The sequence below is a fragment of the Variovorax sp. 350MFTsu5.1 genome (assembly GCF_048302515.1).
GTDB lineage: Bacteria > Pseudomonadota > Gammaproteobacteria > Burkholderiales > Burkholderiaceae_C > Variovorax > Variovorax guangxiensis.
Genome location: NZ_CP157620.1, coordinates 1187145 through 1204421 on the forward strand (window position 1 = coordinate 1187145; position 17277 = coordinate 1204421).

Here is a 17277-nt window from a genome sequence, read left to right on the forward strand (position 1 = left end):
TTCAGACGGGGGGGCGCGCGAGAACCACTTCGAGCACGAAGCGCGAGCCGACGTAGGCCAGCAGCAGCAGCGCCGAGCCGGCATAGAGCACGCGGCGCGCGGTGCGCCCGCGCCAGCCGAAGCGGGCGCGGCCGATCAGCAGGATCGCGAAGCTGATCCAGGCGAGCACCGAGAAGATGGTCTTGTGGTCCCATTTCCAGGCACGGCCGGCGGCGCCGTACAGCTGCTCGCTGAACAGCAGGCCCGCCAGCAGCGTGGCCGACAGCAGCACGAAGCCGGCGGTGACGAAGCGGAAGGTGAGCCGCTCGAGCGTGAGCAGCGGCACGCCGCCTTGCGGTTCCACGGCCGCGGCCAGGCGGATCTGCTTCTCTGCGCGGGTGATGAGCCAGGCGTGCACCACCGCGGCGCCGAAAAGGCCGTACGAGGCGATGCCCAGCGCCAGGTGCAGCGGCAGCCATGGCGAGGCCGTCACGTGCAGCGGCGTGCCGGGAAACAGGATGGCCAGCAGCACCGCGGCCGCGCCTAGCCAGGCGAGCGCGCGACGCACCTTCAGTTGCGGATACATGCGGCTTTCGACCGCGTAGACAGTGAGCACCAGCCAGGCCGTGACCGACAGCGCGGGCGCGAAACCGAAGCGCGGTTCGCTGCCGACGAGACCATGGGCGAGAGCGGCGGCGTGCAGCAGCCATGCGATCCCGAGCGTCCATTGGGTCGATTGGCGGCTGAATCTGGCGCCGGCGGCGGCGACAAAACCGTAGGCAACCGCGGTGGCGATGCCCAGAGCCACGCCGAGCGGGGAGGGGATCGCTAAAATCATCGGCCGGAGTTTAGCGTCTCGCTATTGCGTTCCCGGCGCCCGGCTTCAAGTTCTTTCCCGTCTCCCAGGCTTCTCATCCGGCCCGCGCCGCAGCGGGCAGCAAGGCATCTCCCTCATGGCCACCGCCCTCACAGAAAAGTTCTCCCGCCTCGTCAAGACGATGAGCGGCCAGGCCCGCATCACCGAAAGCAACGTGCAGGACATGCTGCGCGAGGTGCGCATGGCGCTGCTGGAAGCCGACGTGGCCCTGCCCGTCGTGCGCGATTTCGTCGCCCGCGTGAAGGAGAAGGCGCTCGGCCAGGAAGTGCTGGGCTCGCTCAAGCCGGGCCAGGCGCTGGTGGGCATCGTCAACCGCGAGCTCGCCGCCACCATGGGCGAGGGCGTTTCCGACATCAACCTCGCGGCCCAGCCGCCGGCGGTGATCCTGATGGCCGGCCTGCAGGGCGCCGGCAAGACCACCACCACCGCCAAGCTGGCCAAGCACCTGATCGAGAAGCGCAAGAAGAAGGTGCTCACCGTGTCGGGCGACGTGTATCGCCCCGCCGCCATCGAGCAGCTCAAGACCGTCACCAGGCAGGCCGGCGCCGAGTGGTTCCCCAGCACGCCCGACCAGAAGCCGCTGGACATCGCGCGCGCCGCGCTCGACCACGCCAGGCGCCACTATTTCGACGTGCTGCTGGTCGACACGGCCGGCCGCCTGGCCATCGACGAAGTGCTGATGGCCGAAATCAAGCAGCTGCACGCCGCGCTCGATCCGGTCGAAACCCTGTTCGTGGTCGACGCCATGCAGGGCCAGGACGCAGTCAATACCGCCAAAGCCTTCAAGGAAGCGCTGCCGCTCACCGGCATCATCCTGACCAAGACCGACGGCGATTCACGCGGCGGCGCGGCGCTGTCGGTGCGGCAGGTGACGGGCGTGCCGATCAAGTTCGCGGGCGTGAGCGAGAAGATCGACGGCCTGGAGGTGTTCGACGCCGAACGCCACGCCGGCCGCATCCTGGGCATGGGCGACATCGTGGCGCTGGTCGAGCAGGTCACGGCCGGCGTCGACGTGGCGGCGGCGCAGAAGCTCGCCGCCAAGGTCAAGAGCGGCGCGGGCTTCGACCTCAACGACTTCCTCGGCCAGCTGCAGCAGATGAAGCAGATGGGCGGCCTCTCCAGCCTGATGGACAAGCTGCCCACGCAGATGGCCGCCAAGGCCAGCGAGGCCGACCTGAGCCGCGCCGAGCGCGACATCCGCCGCAAGGAAGGCATCATCAACAGCATGACTCCGCTGGAGCGGCGCAAGCCCGAGCTGCTGAAGGCCACGCGCAAGCGCCGCATCGCGGCCGGTGCCGGCGTGCAGGTCCAGGAAGTGAACCGCCTGCTCAACGAGTTCGAGCAGATGCAGGGAATGATGAAGAAGATGAAGGGCGGCGGCCTCATGAAGATGATGAAGCGCATGGGCGGCATGAAGGGCCTGGGCGGAATGGGCGGCCCCGGCGGGCCGAAGCTGCCGTTCTGAGCGGACGCCGCACGCACACATATATATAGAAGAAGGCCCGCCGGGATGAATCGGCGGGCCTTCTGCTTTTCAGGTCTGGACCTCGTAGACCGTCTCGTGCGCCTCCACCGGCGCCGGCAGCTCCCAGCGGTTCAGCATGCGTTCGATGCCCGCGTTCGACAGCGTGGTGTCGCGCTCGCGGTTGCGGCGCATCAGCTCCGCGTGCGGCGCTTCCAGGTACACCAGCTCGATGTGCGCGTGGTAGGCCCACAGCAGGTCGAGCGTCTTGGTGCGCATCTGCTGGCTCAGGTGCGTGGCGTTCCAGACGAAGCGTTCCTGCCTGCGCAGCAGCGCCTTCGCCTGGTCGACCGCGTGGTGCGCGGCGAGGCCGTCGTTCTCGCCGTGCTTCAGGCCGAGCTCGGCGCGGGCATCGTCGAAGGACACCACCGGCCAGCCCTTTCGATGCAGCGCGACCCAGTGGTTCTTGCCGCTGGCGGGCAGCCCGCACATCACCGTCACCTGCGATCCGGCGTTCTGGAACAGCGGGTAGTCGGGGCTGGTGTCGGCGCCGCGGAAGTAGGCCAGGCGCGTGTGGGCGTCGGCCATCTTTCGCGGGCCTTCCCAGCAGCCTTCCTCCTGCGCCAGCTGCTCGAAGAGCGCGATGTCGGCCATGCTGTCCGCGCGCTTCTCGTAGTGGCGCCCGAGCATGTCGCAGCGCGCCACGCAGCACAGGTCGGGCAGGCTCAGCTCCCACGAGAGCTTGTGCACCAGCCACTCCGGCCGCACGCCCTTGCGCGAGGCGAAGGCGTGGAACGGCACCTGGTGCACCGCGATGATCCGGCACACCGCCTCGCGCAGCGCGAAGGGCACGCGGGCCTTCCACATCAGCACGCGCACGTCGACCGAGCCCCGGCGCGAGTGGCCCGGCTGGCCGATGCGGCCGCTGGCTTCGTCGATCACTGTGGTGTCGGGCTTGGCGATGTCGTGCAGCAGGCATGCCATGAACAGCACGAAGCGGCCGTCGGCATCGGCGCGGCGGTAGTGCCCGTCCTGCATCAGGGCGTCGAGCACCATCCGCGTGTGGATGCCGACGTTGCCTTCGGCGTGGTAGTACGGGTCCTGCGGCGTCTCTTCGAGGCGCAGCAGGGCCGGCAGCAGATCGCAGCATTGCGCCCAGTCGGTGTCCTTGCCGGGCTCGGGCACCAGGGCGCGCAGGTCGTCGAAGTTCATCGCTTTCTCCCCGTGGTCGTCAGTTCGGCCGGATCGCGCAATGTGCGCAGGCCCAGGTCCTGCCATGTCAGCTGCGGCGTCGGCGCGTAGAGGTCCACGCCCGGCGCGAGCTGGTTGGGCAGTACCGGCCGTCGGCTGTGGTGCGAGCCCGAGTCGAGGATGGTCTGGACGAAATCCGGGCGCACCCACTTGTAGCGGCCCGTCACCTGACCGTTGGACTCGGTCTTGAGGTACAGGCCCTCGGCGAGGTCGGACAGGTCGGTCTGCTGCCGAACCAGATCGAGCGGCTGGCCTTCCTGTGCCACCGCAGCTTCGAAGGCGGGCCTCCAGCTTGTGCTGCGTGCCAGCGAGGGCCGCACGAGCGCCTGCAATGCTTTCGCTTGGCGCGGCATTTCGCCTTCGTAGAGCACGGGCACCGGCAGCACCGGGCTGCCTTCGAGCAGCGCATGCCGCGCCGGCGTCGACAGGAAGCACTGCGACTGCCGGTCGTAGACGTCGAACTCCAGGAAGAAGGCCGGCAGCCGGTCGTACCAGCAGCTGTGCTTGGCGAAGCACCATTCGCCATACATCACATAGCGGTCTTCGAGCCGCTCCAGCAGCGCCGCCTCATGCGCGGCGGCCCAGTGCTTGAACAGGTTGAACTGCCGCTCGCCGGCGCCGCCCGCGAGGTAGTGGCCGCGCGACTGCAGAAGCAGTTCGCCTGCGGAAGTGAACGACACGGCTGCGTTGGCGCCATCGAGCTTTTCCTCGATGACCACATGCATGCCTTGCAGTTCCGACAGCGGCGCCTGGCCGTCGTCGCTGTCGCCGGCCTGCAGCCGGGAGCCTTCCAGGTGCGCAGTACGCGGGTACTTGAGCAGCGGGATCGATGAAAGAGAAGAAGAGAGGGGAAACACGTTTGTTCTCCGGTTGGAACCAGGAAGAACCGACAACGTGCGGGAGCGAAGCTGGAAAGCTGGAAGAAGCGGATTGCGGTCAGCGGAAAGCGCAGCTTGGCGCCCGACATGACCGGCAATGAAGCGGCGTTGTCGGCGTCAGAGGGTGATGACGGCGAGACGGGGCACTTGGCGCTCCTGTGGATCGAGGGGGATCCGTGGGTGGATGAAAAAAGAGTCGGCGATTCTAGCGATATGCGCGCCATGAAAAAAGCCGGCGCAGTGGCCGGCTTCTTTCGGAGGTTGGAGCTTCAGAGCATCAGGCCGTCGCGAGAGCTGCCGGACGCGCCAGGCGCAGCGCGTGCATCCATGCACGGCGCAGCACGGCCGGCGAGCGCGATTCCTCGGGAATCAGCAGGTAGCCGCGGTCGCGCAGCGTGGTGCCCAGCGCGATCTGGCTGGTCAGCACGGTCAGCGGGATCGCCAGCAGCAGCGGCAGGCCGACGGGCATGAGCCAGACCAGCGCGCTCGGGTCGATCATGGCGACGCCTGCGGCCAGCATCGCGATCACCAGCGTCATGGGCGCCAGCTGCGAGGCAGCGACCTTCCACGGCACGGCGGCGGCTTCACGCGGGGGCGACTTCCAGTCGAGCTTGATGCCGGTGAGGGCGACCAGCACGAAGAGCGAATGAGCCAGCATGCGCACCGGTGCCTGCACGATCGCCAGGCCGGCTTCCATCACCGAGCTCTTCACCAGGCCCCAGAGGCCGCCGTACTGGCGCTGCTCGCCGCGCATCAGCACGGCGGCGATGCCCAGCACGCGCGGCAGGAACAGCAGGCACAGGGTCCAGACCCACAGGCCGGCCAGTTCGGCGGGCAGCACGCTCCAGCTGTAGACCAGGCTCGAGCCGCTCAGCCACAGGGCCGTGCCCAGCGTCAGGAACGCGAGCCACAGTGGGGCCGAGACGTAGGCCATGGTGCCGGTCACGAACATCGCGCGGTGCACGGAGTGGATGCCGGGTTCGGCCATCAGGCGGGCGTTCTGCAGGTTGCCCTGGCACCAGCGGCGGTCGCGCTGGAGTTCGGCCAGCAGGTCCGGCGGTTGCTGTTCGTAGCTGCCGACCAGGTCGGACACCAGCCACACGTGGTAGCCGGCGCGGCGCATCAGGGCGGCTTCGACGAAGTCGTGCGACATGATGCCGCCCGACATGCCGCCGGTGCCCTTGATCGGGGCCAGCGCGCAGTGCTTCATGAAGGGCTCGACGCGGATGATCGCGTTGTGGCCCCAGTAGTGCGACTCGCCCAGTTGCCAGAACTGCATGCCCAGCGTGAAAAGGCGGCCGGTGACGCGCGAGGCGAACTGCTGTGCGCGTGCGTGCAGCGTGACGTGGCCGATGGCCTGCGTCGCGGTCTGGATGATGCCGGCGGTGGGGTTGGCTTCCATCAGCTTGACCATCGAGGTCAGGCAGTCGCCGCTCATCACCGAGTCGGCGTCGAGCACGACCATGTAGCGGTAGTCCTTGCCCCAGCGGCGGCAGAAGTCGGCCACGTTGCCGGCCTTGCGGTGCGTGCGGCGGGTGCGCAGGCGGTAGTAGACCTCGACCTGCGGCTGGTTGGGGCTGTCGGCCAGCGCGGCGCGCAGGTCTTCCCAGGCGGCGCGCTCGGCGGCGGCGGTCTCGGGGTTGTAGCTGTCGGACAGCACGAACACGTCGAACTGCCTGGCGTGGCCGGTGGCCGCGACCGATTCGCAGGTGGCGCGCAGGCCGGCGAACACGGTGGCCACGTCCTCGTTGCAGATCGGCATGATGATCGCGGTGCGTGCCTCGGAGTTCATCGGGTGGTGGGCCACCTGCTTCGCCGAGAGGGAGTATTTGTCACCGCGCACGGAAACGTAGAAGCCCATGAGCGCGGTCACGAAGCCGGTCACGACCCAGCCCGAGAGCAGGCCGTACAGGCCGATCTGGCCGTATTCGAGCCAGAGGTTGTCGTAGTCGGGCTGCACGCTGGCGAAGAGCGAGGACGCGATCACGGTGCTCAGCAGCGTGAGCATCATGAAGACGAAGCGGCGGCGGGCGGCGGCGCGCTGCCAGGGCTGCTTCGTTTCGTTGACGGGGTGAGCGCCGGCTTCGGCGTCACGGCCCGCGCCGAGCTTGACCAGCGCGACGGTGCCGAGGCTGTTCCAGAAACCGCGCCAAGGACGCGGCGTCATGGAGCCGCGGTTGACCGGCGGAGCGGTGACGGAGTTGGGATGGCGTTCTTCGCGAACCTGGCTGCGGCGCGAGAAATCGGTGTCGGCCAGCACGTTCAGTTGGGAGAAGTCGTTCGGCTTCATGCGGTTTACCAACGTTGCTTGTCGAGGGAGGGGGTGTCGCCAATGGCCGGAAGGCGCTTGAAGACACAGTCGGAGGAGGCGCCGCCGGCGCTTGCGAGCGCGGCCAGCGAATGGCCCGCGGCACGGGGCCGCGAGGGGGAAAACTGCTTTTGACGCAGGCCGTCGCGCTGCTGGCGCAGTGCGAAAGATGGGCTGGTAAGTGCTGTCATGCCGATACAGGGGCAAACCCTGTGCCAGGCTGGAAAAACGCTTTCAGATCAACGACTTGGGCGTGTTCGAGAGCATTTTTCGTGGAGAAAGGCCGCCGGAGGGCCTCCAAACCCCTGTTTTTGTCGCCGAATCCCGACAAGCCTGGCCGACTGGCGGGCTTAGGTCAAGAAAATCAACAACTTAGCGGCGTCGCTACTCGGCGACAGCGTCTCCACCGCCAGCGACAGCGTCGGCCTTGAAGTGGCCCGGGGTGAGCTCGTGCTTCTGCAGAAGCCGGTAGAACTCGGTGCGATTCCGGTCTGCCAGGCGGGCTGCGTCGGCCACATTGCCGTCCGTCAGCTTGAGCAGGCCGACGAGGTAATCGCGCTCGAAACGCTGCTTGGCCTCGGCGTAGGTCTGCACCTCCACCGTTGGCACGCGCAGCGCCCGCTGCACCAGCGCCAGCGGGATCAGCGGCGAGCTCGACAGCGCGCACACCTGCTCCACCACGTTGTAGAGCTGTCGCACGTTGCCCGGCCAGGCGGCCATGGTCAGCGCTTTCAGCGCCTCGGGGGCGAAGCCCGAGAGCCGCTTGCCGTACTTGGTCGACAGGCGCTGCAGGAAGTGGTTGGCCAGCAGCGGAATGTCTTCGCGGCGCGCCGACAGCGGCGGCAGCGTGAGCGTGACCACGTTCAGGCGGTAATAGAGGTCCTCGCGGAACTGGCCGGCCTCCATCGCGGCGTCGAGGTCGCGGTGGGTGGCCGAGACGATGCGCACGTCGACCTGGATCGACTGGCTCGCGCCCAGCGGCCGAACAGCGCGCTCCTGCAGCACGCGCAGTAGCTTGACCTGCAGGGCGGGCGGCATGTCCCCGATTTCGTCCAGCAGCAGCGTGCCGCCGTCGGCCTGCTGGAACAGGCCCTTGTGATTGGCGTGGGCGTCGGTGAAGGCGCCCTTCATGTGGCCGAAGAGCTCCGATTCGAGCAGCGCCTCGGGAATGGCACCGCAGTTGACCGCCACGAAAGGCTTGTCGGCGCGCGCGCTGGCCTTGTGGATGGCGCGCGCCAGCATTTCCTTGCCGGCGCCGGAGTCGCCGCGCAGCAGCACCGAGGCGTCGGACTTCGCGACCATGCGCGCCTCGGCCAGCAGTTCGGCCATGCGGTTGCTGCGGCTCACGATCTCGGAGCGCCAGCTGTCGTCGCCGGCCTTGCTCGGCGTGGCGGCGGGGGCGCCGAGCGCCAGCGCCTGCGCGATCTTCTCGAGCAGCTCGCGCCCGTCGTAGGGCTTGGTCAGGTAGGTGAAGACACCGCGCGCGGTGGCTTCCACGGCGTCGGGAATGGTGCCGTGCGCGGTCAGCAGAATCACCGGCAGCGAGGGATGGCGCTTGCGGATCTCGTCGAAGAGCTGCAGGCCGTCGCGCCCGGGCAGGCGCACGTCGCTCAGCACCAGCTGCGGGTGCTCGATTTCCAACTGCGTGAGCGCAGTCTCGGCCGAAGTGACGGCCGTGACCTGGTAGCCCGCCGAGCTCAGCCGCATCGAGAGCAGCCGCAGCATGTCCGGGTCGTCATCGACCACGAGGAGGCGGGCGCCGGTGGTGCTCATTGATTGGGTTTGCCTGCGTTGGGCGGCGCGGCGGGCACGGCCGACGCCGGGTTGCTGTTGGGCCGCGCGAAGCTGCGCTCGATGGCACGCAGGGCTTCGATGCGGTCGTTGAGCTGGTCGATGCGGCGCTGGCTGTCGCGCAGCTGCTGCACCTGCTTGTCGCGGTCGTCCTCCACGCGGCGCTGCTCGACATAGCGGGCAGCGAGTGCGCGCGCCAGCGGCTGCAGCGCCTGCGCTTCGGGCGCGGGGTTGGAGATCACCCGCTGCAGCAGGCCCAGCGCGCGCGCCAGGTCGGCCGGCACGCGCGTCTGCGAGAGCAGCAGCGCCACCTGCATCTGCGCGGTGGGCGAGTCGCCGGGGTCGCCCACGCGGGCGATCTCGGCGCTCAGGTCGGCGCCGTTGAGGGGGCGAATCTTGTCGGCGTACGACAGCATCGAGGACACCGGACCCTGCAGCATCGTCGTGAAGAGCGAGGCGGCGGGCTGCGTGGCCGGCGCCTTGGGTTCGGCCTCCACCGGCATCACGCGCGGCACGACCGGCGGCGGCGGCAGCGCATCGGCCTCCGCGGGCGGCTTGGGCTGCGAGGCGCAGGCGGCCAGCAGCAGGACGAAAGGCACGGTCATCGCCCCGGCGAAGGAGGAACGGCGGACGAACGGGAAAGACATGGGTCGAAGAAGGACGCGAGGCGTTCGGACGGTTTTTCTGGAAAGGGGATGCCGGGGTGGTCAGGCCGTGCGCGGCAGCTCGATGCGGAAGTGGGCACCGGGACCGCCGGGCTGCAGTGTGATGCGGCCCCCGTGGGCTGCAATGTACTCCTGCACGATGGAAAGTCCGATGCCCGTGCCCTTCACCGTGTGCTCGGGCTGGCGCTCGCCGCGGAAGAAGGGTTCGAAGATCCGGTCGCGGTCGCCCTCGGCGATGCCCGGCCCGGCGTCGTTCACGTCGATGTGCACCGCTTCCGGTGTCTGCGACACGGCCAGCGTGATGACACCTCCCGTTACCGAAAAGCGGATGGCGTTGCTCAGCAGGTTGGCGATGGCGGTGCCGAGCTTGGCCCGGTCGACCGTGACGGTGACCGCCTCACCCTCGGCGCGCACGCGCAGGCCGTGCGACTGCCACTGCAGGCGCTGGCCTTCGATCTGCTCCTCGATCAGCGGCAGCAGCTCGGTGCGCTCGCGGCGCAGCTCGCGTGCCTCGAAGGCGGCGGCATTGAAGCGCAGCAGCGCCTCGATCTGGCCCTGCAGCGCCACCGTGTTCTGGTTGAGGATCTGCGCCACCTCCAGCTGCGCCGGGTTCAGCGGCCCGGTCACGCCGTCTTCGAGCAGCGACACGCCTTCGCGCAGCGCGGCCAGGGGCGTCTTCAGCTCGTGCGACACGTGGCGCAGGAAGCGCGCCTTGTCGGCGTCGAGCTCGGTCAGGCGCAGCCGCAGCCATTCGAGCTGCTGCGACACGCGGCGCACGTCGGCGGGGCCGCGGATGTCGATCGGCTCGTCGAGCCGGTTCTGTCCGAGGCCGACGATGGCCTGCTCCAGCCGCTTGAAGGGCCGCGCCAGCCAGATGCCGAAGGCCAGCGCCAGCACCGCGGCCAGCACGCTGGCGGCCACCACCTCGCGCATCAGCCGGCGGCGCGCGTTCTCGATGCGCCTGGCCAGCGCATCGTTCTGCGTCTCGATGAGGAACTGCGCCTGCTGCGCCAGGTTGGTGTTGAGCGCGTCGAGCTCGCGGAACTGCATCGCCATCGTGCTCTCGCGGGCCAGGGCGCTGTCGGCGCTGCCGCTCATCAGGCCCTCGATCACGCCGAGCTGCGTGCGCCACATCTCGATGCCGGCGGGCGGCAGGCCGTTCTTCTCCAGGCGGTCCAGCACCTGGTGCGCCTCGCGCGCCGCCTCGTCGAAGCGGCGGCGCAGCACGGCGTCGTTCAGCACCAGCGACTGGCGCCCGGCGCGCTCCATGGCCGCGCTGCGCTCGGCCAGCGACTGCGAAGCGCCCGACAGGCGCAGCGCGCGCGCGGCCGCGTCGCGGCTTTGCGTCATGAGCGCGTCGTACTGCAGCACCGAGCGCAGTGCCACGCCGACCAGCAGCGCGGTGATCAGAAGGAAGGCGAAGAGCAGGAGCTGCTGGAACGAGCCCCGGATGGACGGACGCTTCGCCATCAGTGGTGGGCGAGCGCCATCGGCGATTCGTTCGTGACGACTTCGCCGCGCAGCGTGTAGGCCAGCGAGCGCGTGATGCGCAGGTCGGCCATCTGGCCCACGAGTCGCGCGTCGCCCTCGAAGTTGACGACGCGGTTGCAGGCGGTGCGGCCCATGAGCTCGTTCGCGTCCCTGCGCGAGGCGCCTTCCACCAGCACGCGCTGCGTGGTCCCGACCAGCGCCTGGCCGAAGCGCTTCACGTTGGCGTCGATCACGGCCTGCAGCTTCTGCAGCCGTGCGAGCTTCACTTCGTGCGGCGTATCGTCGTGCAGCGCGGCCGCCGGCGTGCCGGGGCGCGGGCTGAAGATGAAGCTGAAGCTGGCGTCGAACTGGCAGTCGTCGATCAGCTTCATCATCTTGCCGAAGTCGTCCTCGGTCTCGCCGGGGAAGCCGACGATGAAGTCGCTGCTGAGCGCTAGCTCCGGGCGGATGGCGCGCAGCTTGCGCACCGTGCTCTTGTATTCCATGGCGGTGTAGCCGCGCTTCATCGCCATCAGGATGCGGTCGCTGCCGTGCTGCACCGGCAGGTGCAGGTGGCTCACGAGCTGCGGCACCTTCGCGTAGGCCTCGATGAGGCGCGGCGTGAACTCGTTCGGATGGCTGGTGGTGTAGCGGATGCGCTCGATGCCGGGGATCTCGGCGACGTACTCGATGAGCAGTGCGAAGTCGGCGATCTCGGCCGTATCGCCCATCTTCCCGCGGTAGGCATTCACGTTCTGGCCCAGCAGCGTGATCTCGCGCACGCCCTGGTCGGCCAGGCCGGCGATCTCGACCAGCACGTCGTCGAGCGGGCGGTTCACTTCCTCGCCGCGGGTGTAGGGCACCACGCAGTAGCTGCAGTACTTGGAGCAGCCTTCCATGATCGACACGAAGGCGGTCGCGCCTTCGACGCGCGCGGGCGGCAGGTGGTCGAACTTCTCGATCTCGGGGAAGCTGATGTCCACCTGCGGGCGGTCCAGGCGCTCGCGGTCGCTCAGCATCTCGGGCAGGCGGTGCAGGGTCTGCGGGCCGAACACGATGTCGACATAAGGCGCGCGCGCGATGATGGCCTCGCCCTCCTGGCTGGCCACGCAGCCGCCCACGCCGATCTTCACTCCCTTGGCCTTCAGGTGCTTCACGCGGCCGAGGTCGGAGAACACCTTCTCCTGCGCCTTCTCGCGCACCGAGCAGGTGTTGAACAGGATGAGGTCGGCCTCGTCCACGTTCTGGGTGGGCTCGTAGCCCTGCGCGGCGTTGAGCACGTCGGCCATCTTGTCCGAGTCGTACTCGTTCATCTGGCAGCCGAAGGTCTTGATGAATACTTTTTTCATGGGGAGCTCTCTCGTGGCCTCCCTGCTTGAAGGGGAAGGCACGGCGGCCGGCGCGCGGGACCCGCCGCGCCGGCCGTCTTCTTGCTTGCTTACTGCGTGTTGAGGGTGTCGTTCGAGGTGAACGGCCAGATGTTCAGGAACGGCTTGTCCAGCGATTCGCGGCTGGCGGTGGCTTCGTCGGGCGTGAGGATCCAAACCTCGCGCAGCAGCCCGGCGGCGTCGCGCGTGTAGTTGACGAGGTACTTCTGGCCGACGATGGCGCCGGGCATCACCAGCATGTTCTGGCCGCTGCGGATGCGCGCGCCGGCGCCCAGGCGGTCGGGCCTGCCGTCGAGCTCGACGTCGGGCGCGTTGGTCACCATGAACTTGCCGCGCAGGGTGCCGATGGGGAAGGTGCGGCCGCCCACGAGCGACTCGTTCTGGGTCTGTGGGCGGGGGACTTCGTCCTGTGCGCTGGCGGCGATCGGGAAAAGGCCTGCAGCCGCAATGGCTGCTGTGCAAAGCGCTATGGAAGTGAGAGCATTCGTGGATTGTTTCTTGCAGCGGTTCATGGGGTTTATCCAGAGGCTGTGGACCGGCGATTTTAGCGATGGGCCCCTGTCGGCCCGGGCCGGCCGCAGCGAGTAGTGCGACTTTCGGTTGACCTGCTTTACATTTCTTTACGGGACCCATGATCACCAGGAGTCGGCCGCTGATCCAATAGCCGTGTCAGCCCAAAGTGCACAAGAACCCATGAAGAAAAATGTCGCCGTCGCCCTTGCGGGCGTGTTGATCGTAGCCGTCGTGGGCGGGTGGTGGAGCATGTCCGCAGACAAGTCCGCCGCGAAGAACGCCAAGGCCCCGGCCGCTGGCGGCGCACCGGCGGGCGGTGGCGCTGCGGCGCTCGTGACGCTGGCCACGGCGAAGAAGCAGGACGTGCCCGTGACCGTGCAGGTCAACGGCAGCGTGGTGTCCCTCAACAGCGTCGACCTGCGCCCGCAGGTGACCAACACGGTGAGCGCGGTGCATGTGAAGGAAGGCCAGTTCGTCAAGGCCGGCCAGCTGCTCTTCTCGCTCGACGACCGCAACGACCAGGCCAACCTCGCGCGCGCGAAGGCGCAGCAGAAGAAGGACGAGGCCACGCTGGCCGACCTGGAGCGGCAGTACAAACGCAGCCAGGAACTGGTGGCGCAGAACTTCATCGCCAAGAGCGCGGCCGACGCCACGCTCTCGCAGCTCGAGGCGCAGCGCGCCGCCGTGGCCGCCGACCGCGCGGCCGTGCAGTCGGCGCAGGTGGCGCTGGGCTATGCCACGCTGCGCGCGCCCATCGCGGGGCGCATCGGCGCGGTCAACATCTACCCGGGCACGCTGGTGCAGCCGACGCTGTCGCTGGTCACGGTCACCCAGCTCGACCCGATCGCCGTGAGCTTCCCCGTGCCCGAAGGCAACCTGCAGGACCTGCTGGAGGCCGCGCGCTCGCGCTCCAAGGTCGAGGCCGTCGTTACCGGCCGCAGGGAGCCGCTGACCGGCACGCTCGATTTCGTCGACAACACCGTCGATCCGCAGATCGGCACCGTGCGCGCCAAGGCCGTGTTCGCCAATGCCGACCAGAGCCTGTGGCCGGGGCAGTTCGTGGGCACGCGCATCACGGTGCGCACGCTCAACGGCGTCACCGTGGTGCCGGCCGCGGCGCTGATGATGCTGTCCGATGGCGCATCGCTGTACGTGGTCGACCAGGCCAAGACCGCCACGCGCCGCAAGGTGAAGGCGCTGCACACCTTCGGCACGCAGGTGGCGGTGAGCGGCATCGAGCCCGGCGAGCAGGTGGTGATCGAGGGCAGCCAGAACGTGCGCCCGGGCGGCAAGGTGCGCGTGGATGCGAAGGCGCCAGGCACGGCCCCAGGTGCTCCGGTGAACGGCACCACGGGCGTCACGCCCGGCAGCGCCGCATCTACCGACGGCACCGACATCAAGCCGCCGCGCCAGGAACGCGCATGAACATCTCGGAGCTCTGCATCCGCCGTCCGGCGATGACGGTGCTGCTGTCCGCCGCCGTGGTCGTCATCGGCATCTTCGCGTACTTCAGCATCCCCGTTGCCGCGCTGCCCAGCTACAACACGCCGGTCATCAACGTCAACGCGCAGCTGCCCGGGGCCAGTCCGGACACCATGGCCTCATCGGTCGCGCTGCCGCTCGAAAAGCAGTTCTCGACCATCCCCGGCCTGCAGACCATCAGCTCGGTGAACACGCAGGGCGTGACCTCGCTCACGCTCGAATTCGTCAGCAGCCGCGATATCGACGCTGCCGCCGTCGACGTGCAGGCCGCGCTGCTGCGCGCCCAGCGCCAGCTGCCGCAGGAGCTGACGCAGCTGCCCTCGTACCGCAAGGTGAACCCGGCCGACGCGCCGGTGCTCTTCATCGCGTTGATCTCTCCGTCGATGAACCCGTCGGAGCTCAACGACTACGCCGAGAACCTGATCTCGCCCACGCTCTCGACCATCGACGGCGTGGCGCAGGTGGGCGTGTACGGGCGCAAGGCGTTCGCGGTGCGCATCAAGGCGAATGCCGACCTGCTCAACGCACGCAACATCACGCTCGACGAGCTCGCGAAGGCGGTCAACTCGGCCAACGCCAACACGCCGGTGGGCGTGCTCGACGGTCCGCGCCAGACGCTCACCATCCAGGCCAACCGCCAGCTCATGAAGGCGGCCGACTTCGCCAAGCTCATCGTCGGCCAGCGCAACGGCTCTCCGGTGCGGCTGGACGAGGTGGCCACCATCGAGGACAGCTTCGAATCGGTAAAAACTGCCAGCAGCTTCAACGGGCAGGATTCCATCTCGCTGGCCGTGCAGCGCCAGCCCAACGCCAACACCGTGCAGGTGGTGGATGCGGTGCGCGCGCTCATCCCGCGCTTCAAGGCGGAGCTGCCGCAGTCGGTCGAGATCCAGATGGTGAACGACCGCTCCATCTCCATCCGCGAGGCGGTGCACGACGTGCAGCTGACGCTGCTGGGCACCATCGCGCTGGTGGTGCTGGTGATCTTCCTGTTCCTGCACCGGCTGGTGGCCACGCTCATTCCTGCCGCGACCATTCCCATCTCGCTGATCGGCGCGGTGGCGCTGCTCTACGCCTTCGGCTACAGCCTGGACAACATCTCGCTGCTGGGCATCACGCTCGCGGTGGGCCTGGTGGTGGACGACGCGATCGTGGTGCTGGAAAACATCATGCGCTACGTCGAGAAGGGCATGGACCCGTTTGCCGCGGCGTTGCGCGGCTCGCGCGAGGTGGGCTTCACCATCGTGTCGATCTCCATCTCGCTGGTGGCGGTGTTCATCCCGATCTTCTTCATGCCGGGCGTGATCGGCCTGCTGTTCCACGAATTCGCGGTGGTGGTGGCGCTGGCGGTGCTGGTGTCGGCCGTGGTGTCGCTCACGCTGGTGCCGATGCTCGCGAGCCGGCTGCTCAAGCAGGTGCCGCGCAAGGAAGGCGCGATGGACCATGAGGAAGAGCACCCCGAGCCCGGCACCGCCATCGGCCGCGCCTTCGAGCGCGGCTACCGCAAGGTGCATGCGACCTACATGAGCACCCTCGACTGGACGCTGGTGCACCGCAAGGTGATGCTGCTGGCGGCCGCGCTCACCTTCGTCGTTACCGGCTGGCTGTTCGCGACCATCCCGAAGGGCTTCTTCCCCGAGGAGGACATCGGCCAGATCCAGATCACCACCGAGGCGGCCGAAGACATCTCCTTCACCGCCATGAAGGCGCTGCAGGACCGCGTGGCCGCCGCGCTCAAGGACGACCCCAGCGTCGACTACGTGAGCTCCTTCGTCGGCGTGGGCGGGCCCACCGCCACGCAGAACTCCGGCCGCCTGTTCGCCGTGCTCAAGCCGCGCGGTGAGCGTCCGCAGATGTCGAAGGTGCTCGAGTCGCTGCGCCAGCGCTTCCGCGAAATCCCGGGCATCGCCGTCTACATGCAGCCGGTGCAGAACCTGCGCCTGGGCGGACGGCAGAGCAAGGCGCGCTTCCAGTACACGCTGCAGAGCGTCAACGCCGGCGAGATGGTGCCGTGGGCCACGCGGCTCATGGAACGCATGCGCGCCGACCCCGACTTTCGCGACGTCACCAGCGACTCGCAGAACCGCGGCCTGCAGGCCACCCTCGACATCGACCGCGACAAGGCCGGCGTGCTCGGCGTGGCCGTGGGCGACCTGCGCACCGCGCTCTACAACGCGTACGGCGACCGCCAGATCGGCAGCATCTACGGTGCGAGCAACACCTACCAGGTGATCCTCTCGGCCGCCGACGACGACCGCCAGTTCGAGGAAGACGTCTCGCGCCTGTCGGTGCGCAGCACCACCGGCAAGCTGGTGCCGCTGTCGGCCTTCTCGACCGTCAAGCGCACCGTGGGGCCGACTGCGGTCAACCACCAGGGCCAGCTGCAGGCGGTGACGGTGTCGTTCAACCTCGCGCCCGACGTGCCGCTGGGCAACGCGACCGCGAAGATCGACCAGTTCAAGAGCGAGCTGAAGATGCCGCAGTCGATCATCACCACCTACGGCGGCGACGCGGCGGTGTTCCAGAGTTCGCAGTCGAGCCAGGCCGTGCTGCTGGTGCTGGCGGTGCTGGTCATCTACGTGCTGCTGGGGGTGCTCTACGAGAGCTACATCCACCCGATCACCATCCTCGCGGGCCTGCCCTCGGCCGCGGTGGGCGCGCTGATCTCGCTGAAGCTCTTCGGCTTCGACCTCACGCTCATTGCCACCATCGGCATCCTGCTGCTGATCGGCATCGTCAAGAAGAACGCGATCATGATGATCGACTTCGCCCTCGAGGCGCAGCGCACCGAGGGCATGAAGCCGGTGGACGCGATCCGCGAGGCCTGCCGCCTGCGCTTCCGCCCGATCCTGATGACCACGCTGGCCGCGCTCATGGGCGCGCTGCCGCTCGCACTGGGCCTGGGCGCCGGCGCCGAACTGCGTCAGCCGCTGGGCGTGGCGGTGGTGGGCGGACTGATCTTCTCGCAGGTGATCACGCTGTACATCACGCCCGCGATCTACCTCGCCCTCGACCGCTACAGCGGCACCGGCCCCATGGTCGACCTGCCGGGTGAAGCGCAGGCGGAGGCAGCCCACGCACAGCACTCGCACGCCTGAAAGCGGGAACGCGGGAGCGGGCAGCCGAACGCAGAAGGAAGACAAAAGCTACGCAAAAGTCGCAAAGGAAACCAGGAAACCTTTCAAGGTTTTCTTTCGCGCCCTTCGCGAAACC

12 protein-coding genes are annotated in these 17277 nt (G+C 68.4%); 3 read left to right on the forward strand and 9 right to left on the reverse strand.

Annotated features, from left to right (window positions below; translation table 11 throughout):
- Window position 1 precedes the first annotated feature (1 nt).
- Window positions 2-817: a cytochrome C assembly family protein gene (locus ABL843_RS05145; RefSeq protein WP_126021374.1), complete on the reverse strand. Its 816-nt coding sequence runs from the start codon at window positions 815-817 to the stop codon at window positions 2-4.
- Window positions 818-932: 115 nt separating this feature from the next.
- Here ABL843_RS05145 and ffh point away from each other — a divergent pair, with 115 nt between their 5' ends.
- Entirely contained in the window at window positions 933-2321 is a 1389-nt protein-coding gene (ffh, locus tag ABL843_RS05150) for a signal recognition particle protein (RefSeq protein ID WP_184634780.1), read from the forward strand.
- Window positions 2322-2390: 69 nt separating this feature from the next.
- On the opposite strand, the gene ABL843_RS05155 is transcribed toward ffh, so the two are convergent.
- The 8 genes from ABL843_RS05155 to ABL843_RS05190 form a co-directional block, all read right to left on the reverse strand.
- Complete coding sequence (locus ABL843_RS05155; RefSeq protein ID WP_418119194.1) at window positions 2391-3530, reverse strand: AAA family ATPase; 1140 nt, start codon at window positions 3528-3530, stop codon at window positions 2391-2393.
- Window positions 3527-4426 (reverse strand): RNA ligase family protein, encoded by a 900-nt coding sequence (locus ABL843_RS05160; protein ID WP_418119195.1) that lies wholly within the window; start codon window positions 4424-4426, stop codon window positions 3527-3529. Before ABL843_RS05160 ends, ABL843_RS05155 begins: the two co-directional genes overlap by 4 nt.
- Window positions 4427-4724: 298 nt before the next feature.
- Complete coding sequence (gene mdoH / locus ABL843_RS05165) at window positions 4725-6737, reverse strand: glucans biosynthesis glucosyltransferase MdoH (protein ID WP_418119196.1); 2013 nt, start codon at window positions 6735-6737, stop codon at window positions 4725-4727.
- A gap of 402 nt (window positions 6738-7139) precedes the next feature.
- Window positions 7140-8528 carry a sigma 54-interacting transcriptional regulator gene (locus tag ABL843_RS05170; protein WP_126021369.1) on the reverse strand — a complete coding sequence of 463 codons (1389 nt, stop codon included), beginning with the start codon at window positions 8526-8528 and terminating at the stop codon, window positions 7140-7142.
- A complete protein-coding gene (locus ABL843_RS05175) occupies window positions 8525-9193 on the reverse strand; it encodes a hypothetical protein (protein WP_418119197.1) in 669 nt (222 codons plus the stop codon). Before ABL843_RS05175 ends, ABL843_RS05170 begins: the two co-directional genes overlap by 4 nt.
- 60 nt (window positions 9194-9253) lie before the next feature.
- Window positions 9254-10681, reverse strand: a complete 1428-nt coding sequence (locus ABL843_RS05180) for a sensor histidine kinase (RefSeq protein ID WP_126021367.1) — start codon at window positions 10679-10681, stop codon at window positions 9254-9256.
- Entirely contained in the window at window positions 10681-12030 is a 1350-nt protein-coding gene (gene miaB / locus ABL843_RS05185) for a tRNA (N6-isopentenyl adenosine(37)-C2)-methylthiotransferase MiaB (RefSeq protein ID WP_418119198.1), read from the reverse strand. Before miaB ends, ABL843_RS05180 begins: the two co-directional genes overlap by 1 nt.
- A gap of 89 nt (window positions 12031-12119) precedes the next feature.
- Complete coding sequence (locus ABL843_RS05190; protein ID WP_260319175.1) at window positions 12120-12437, reverse strand: hypothetical protein; 318 nt, start codon at window positions 12435-12437, stop codon at window positions 12120-12122.
- A gap of 394 nt (window positions 12438-12831) precedes the next feature.
- Here ABL843_RS05190 and ABL843_RS05195 point away from each other — a divergent pair, with 394 nt between their 5' ends.
- Both ABL843_RS05195 and ABL843_RS05200 read left to right on the forward strand, forming a co-directional pair.
- Entirely contained in the window at window positions 12832-14007 is a 1176-nt protein-coding gene (locus ABL843_RS05195; protein ID WP_126021701.1) for an efflux RND transporter periplasmic adaptor subunit, read from the forward strand.
- Window positions 14004-17162: an efflux RND transporter permease subunit gene (locus ABL843_RS05200; RefSeq protein WP_418119199.1), complete on the forward strand. Its 3159-nt coding sequence runs from the start codon at window positions 14004-14006 to the stop codon at window positions 17160-17162. Before ABL843_RS05195 ends, ABL843_RS05200 begins: the two co-directional genes overlap by 4 nt.
- Window positions 17163-17277: the final 115 nt, after the last annotated feature.

What these genes read in the sequence shown, in the direction of transcription:
- ABL843_RS05145 (WP_126021374.1), bottom strand. Translation starts at nt 817, where the DNA reads ATGATTTTAGCGATCCCCTCCCCGCTCGGCGTGGCTCTGGGCATCGCC.
- ffh (WP_184634780.1), top strand. Translation starts at nt 933, where the DNA reads ATGGCCACCGCCCTCACAGAAAAGTTCTCCCGCCTCGTCAAGACGATG.
- ABL843_RS05155 (WP_418119194.1), bottom strand. Translation starts at nt 3,530, where the DNA reads ATGAACTTCGACGACCTGCGCGCCCTGGTGCCCGAGCCCGGCAAGGAC.
- mdoH (WP_418119196.1), bottom strand. Translation starts at nt 6,737, where the DNA reads ATGAAGCCGAACGACTTCTCCCAACTGAACGTGCTGGCCGACACCGAT.
- ABL843_RS05170 (WP_126021369.1), bottom strand. Translation starts at nt 8,528, where the DNA reads ATGAGCACCACCGGCGCCCGCCTCCTCGTGGTCGATGACGACCCGGAC.
- ABL843_RS05175 (WP_418119197.1), bottom strand. Translation starts at nt 9,193, where the DNA reads ATGTCTTTCCCGTTCGTCCGCCGTTCCTCCTTCGCCGGGGCGATGACC.
- ABL843_RS05180 (WP_126021367.1), bottom strand. Translation starts at nt 10,681, where the DNA reads ATGGCGAAGCGTCCGTCCATCCGGGGCTCGTTCCAGCAGCTCCTGCTC.
- miaB (WP_418119198.1), bottom strand. Translation starts at nt 12,030, where the DNA reads ATGAAAAAAGTATTCATCAAGACCTTCGGCTGCCAGATGAACGAGTAC.
- ABL843_RS05195 (WP_126021701.1), top strand. Translation starts at nt 12,832, where the DNA reads ATGTCCGCAGACAAGTCCGCCGCGAAGAACGCCAAGGCCCCGGCCGCT.
- ABL843_RS05200 (WP_418119199.1), top strand. Translation starts at nt 14,004, where the DNA reads ATGAACATCTCGGAGCTCTGCATCCGCCGTCCGGCGATGACGGTGCTG.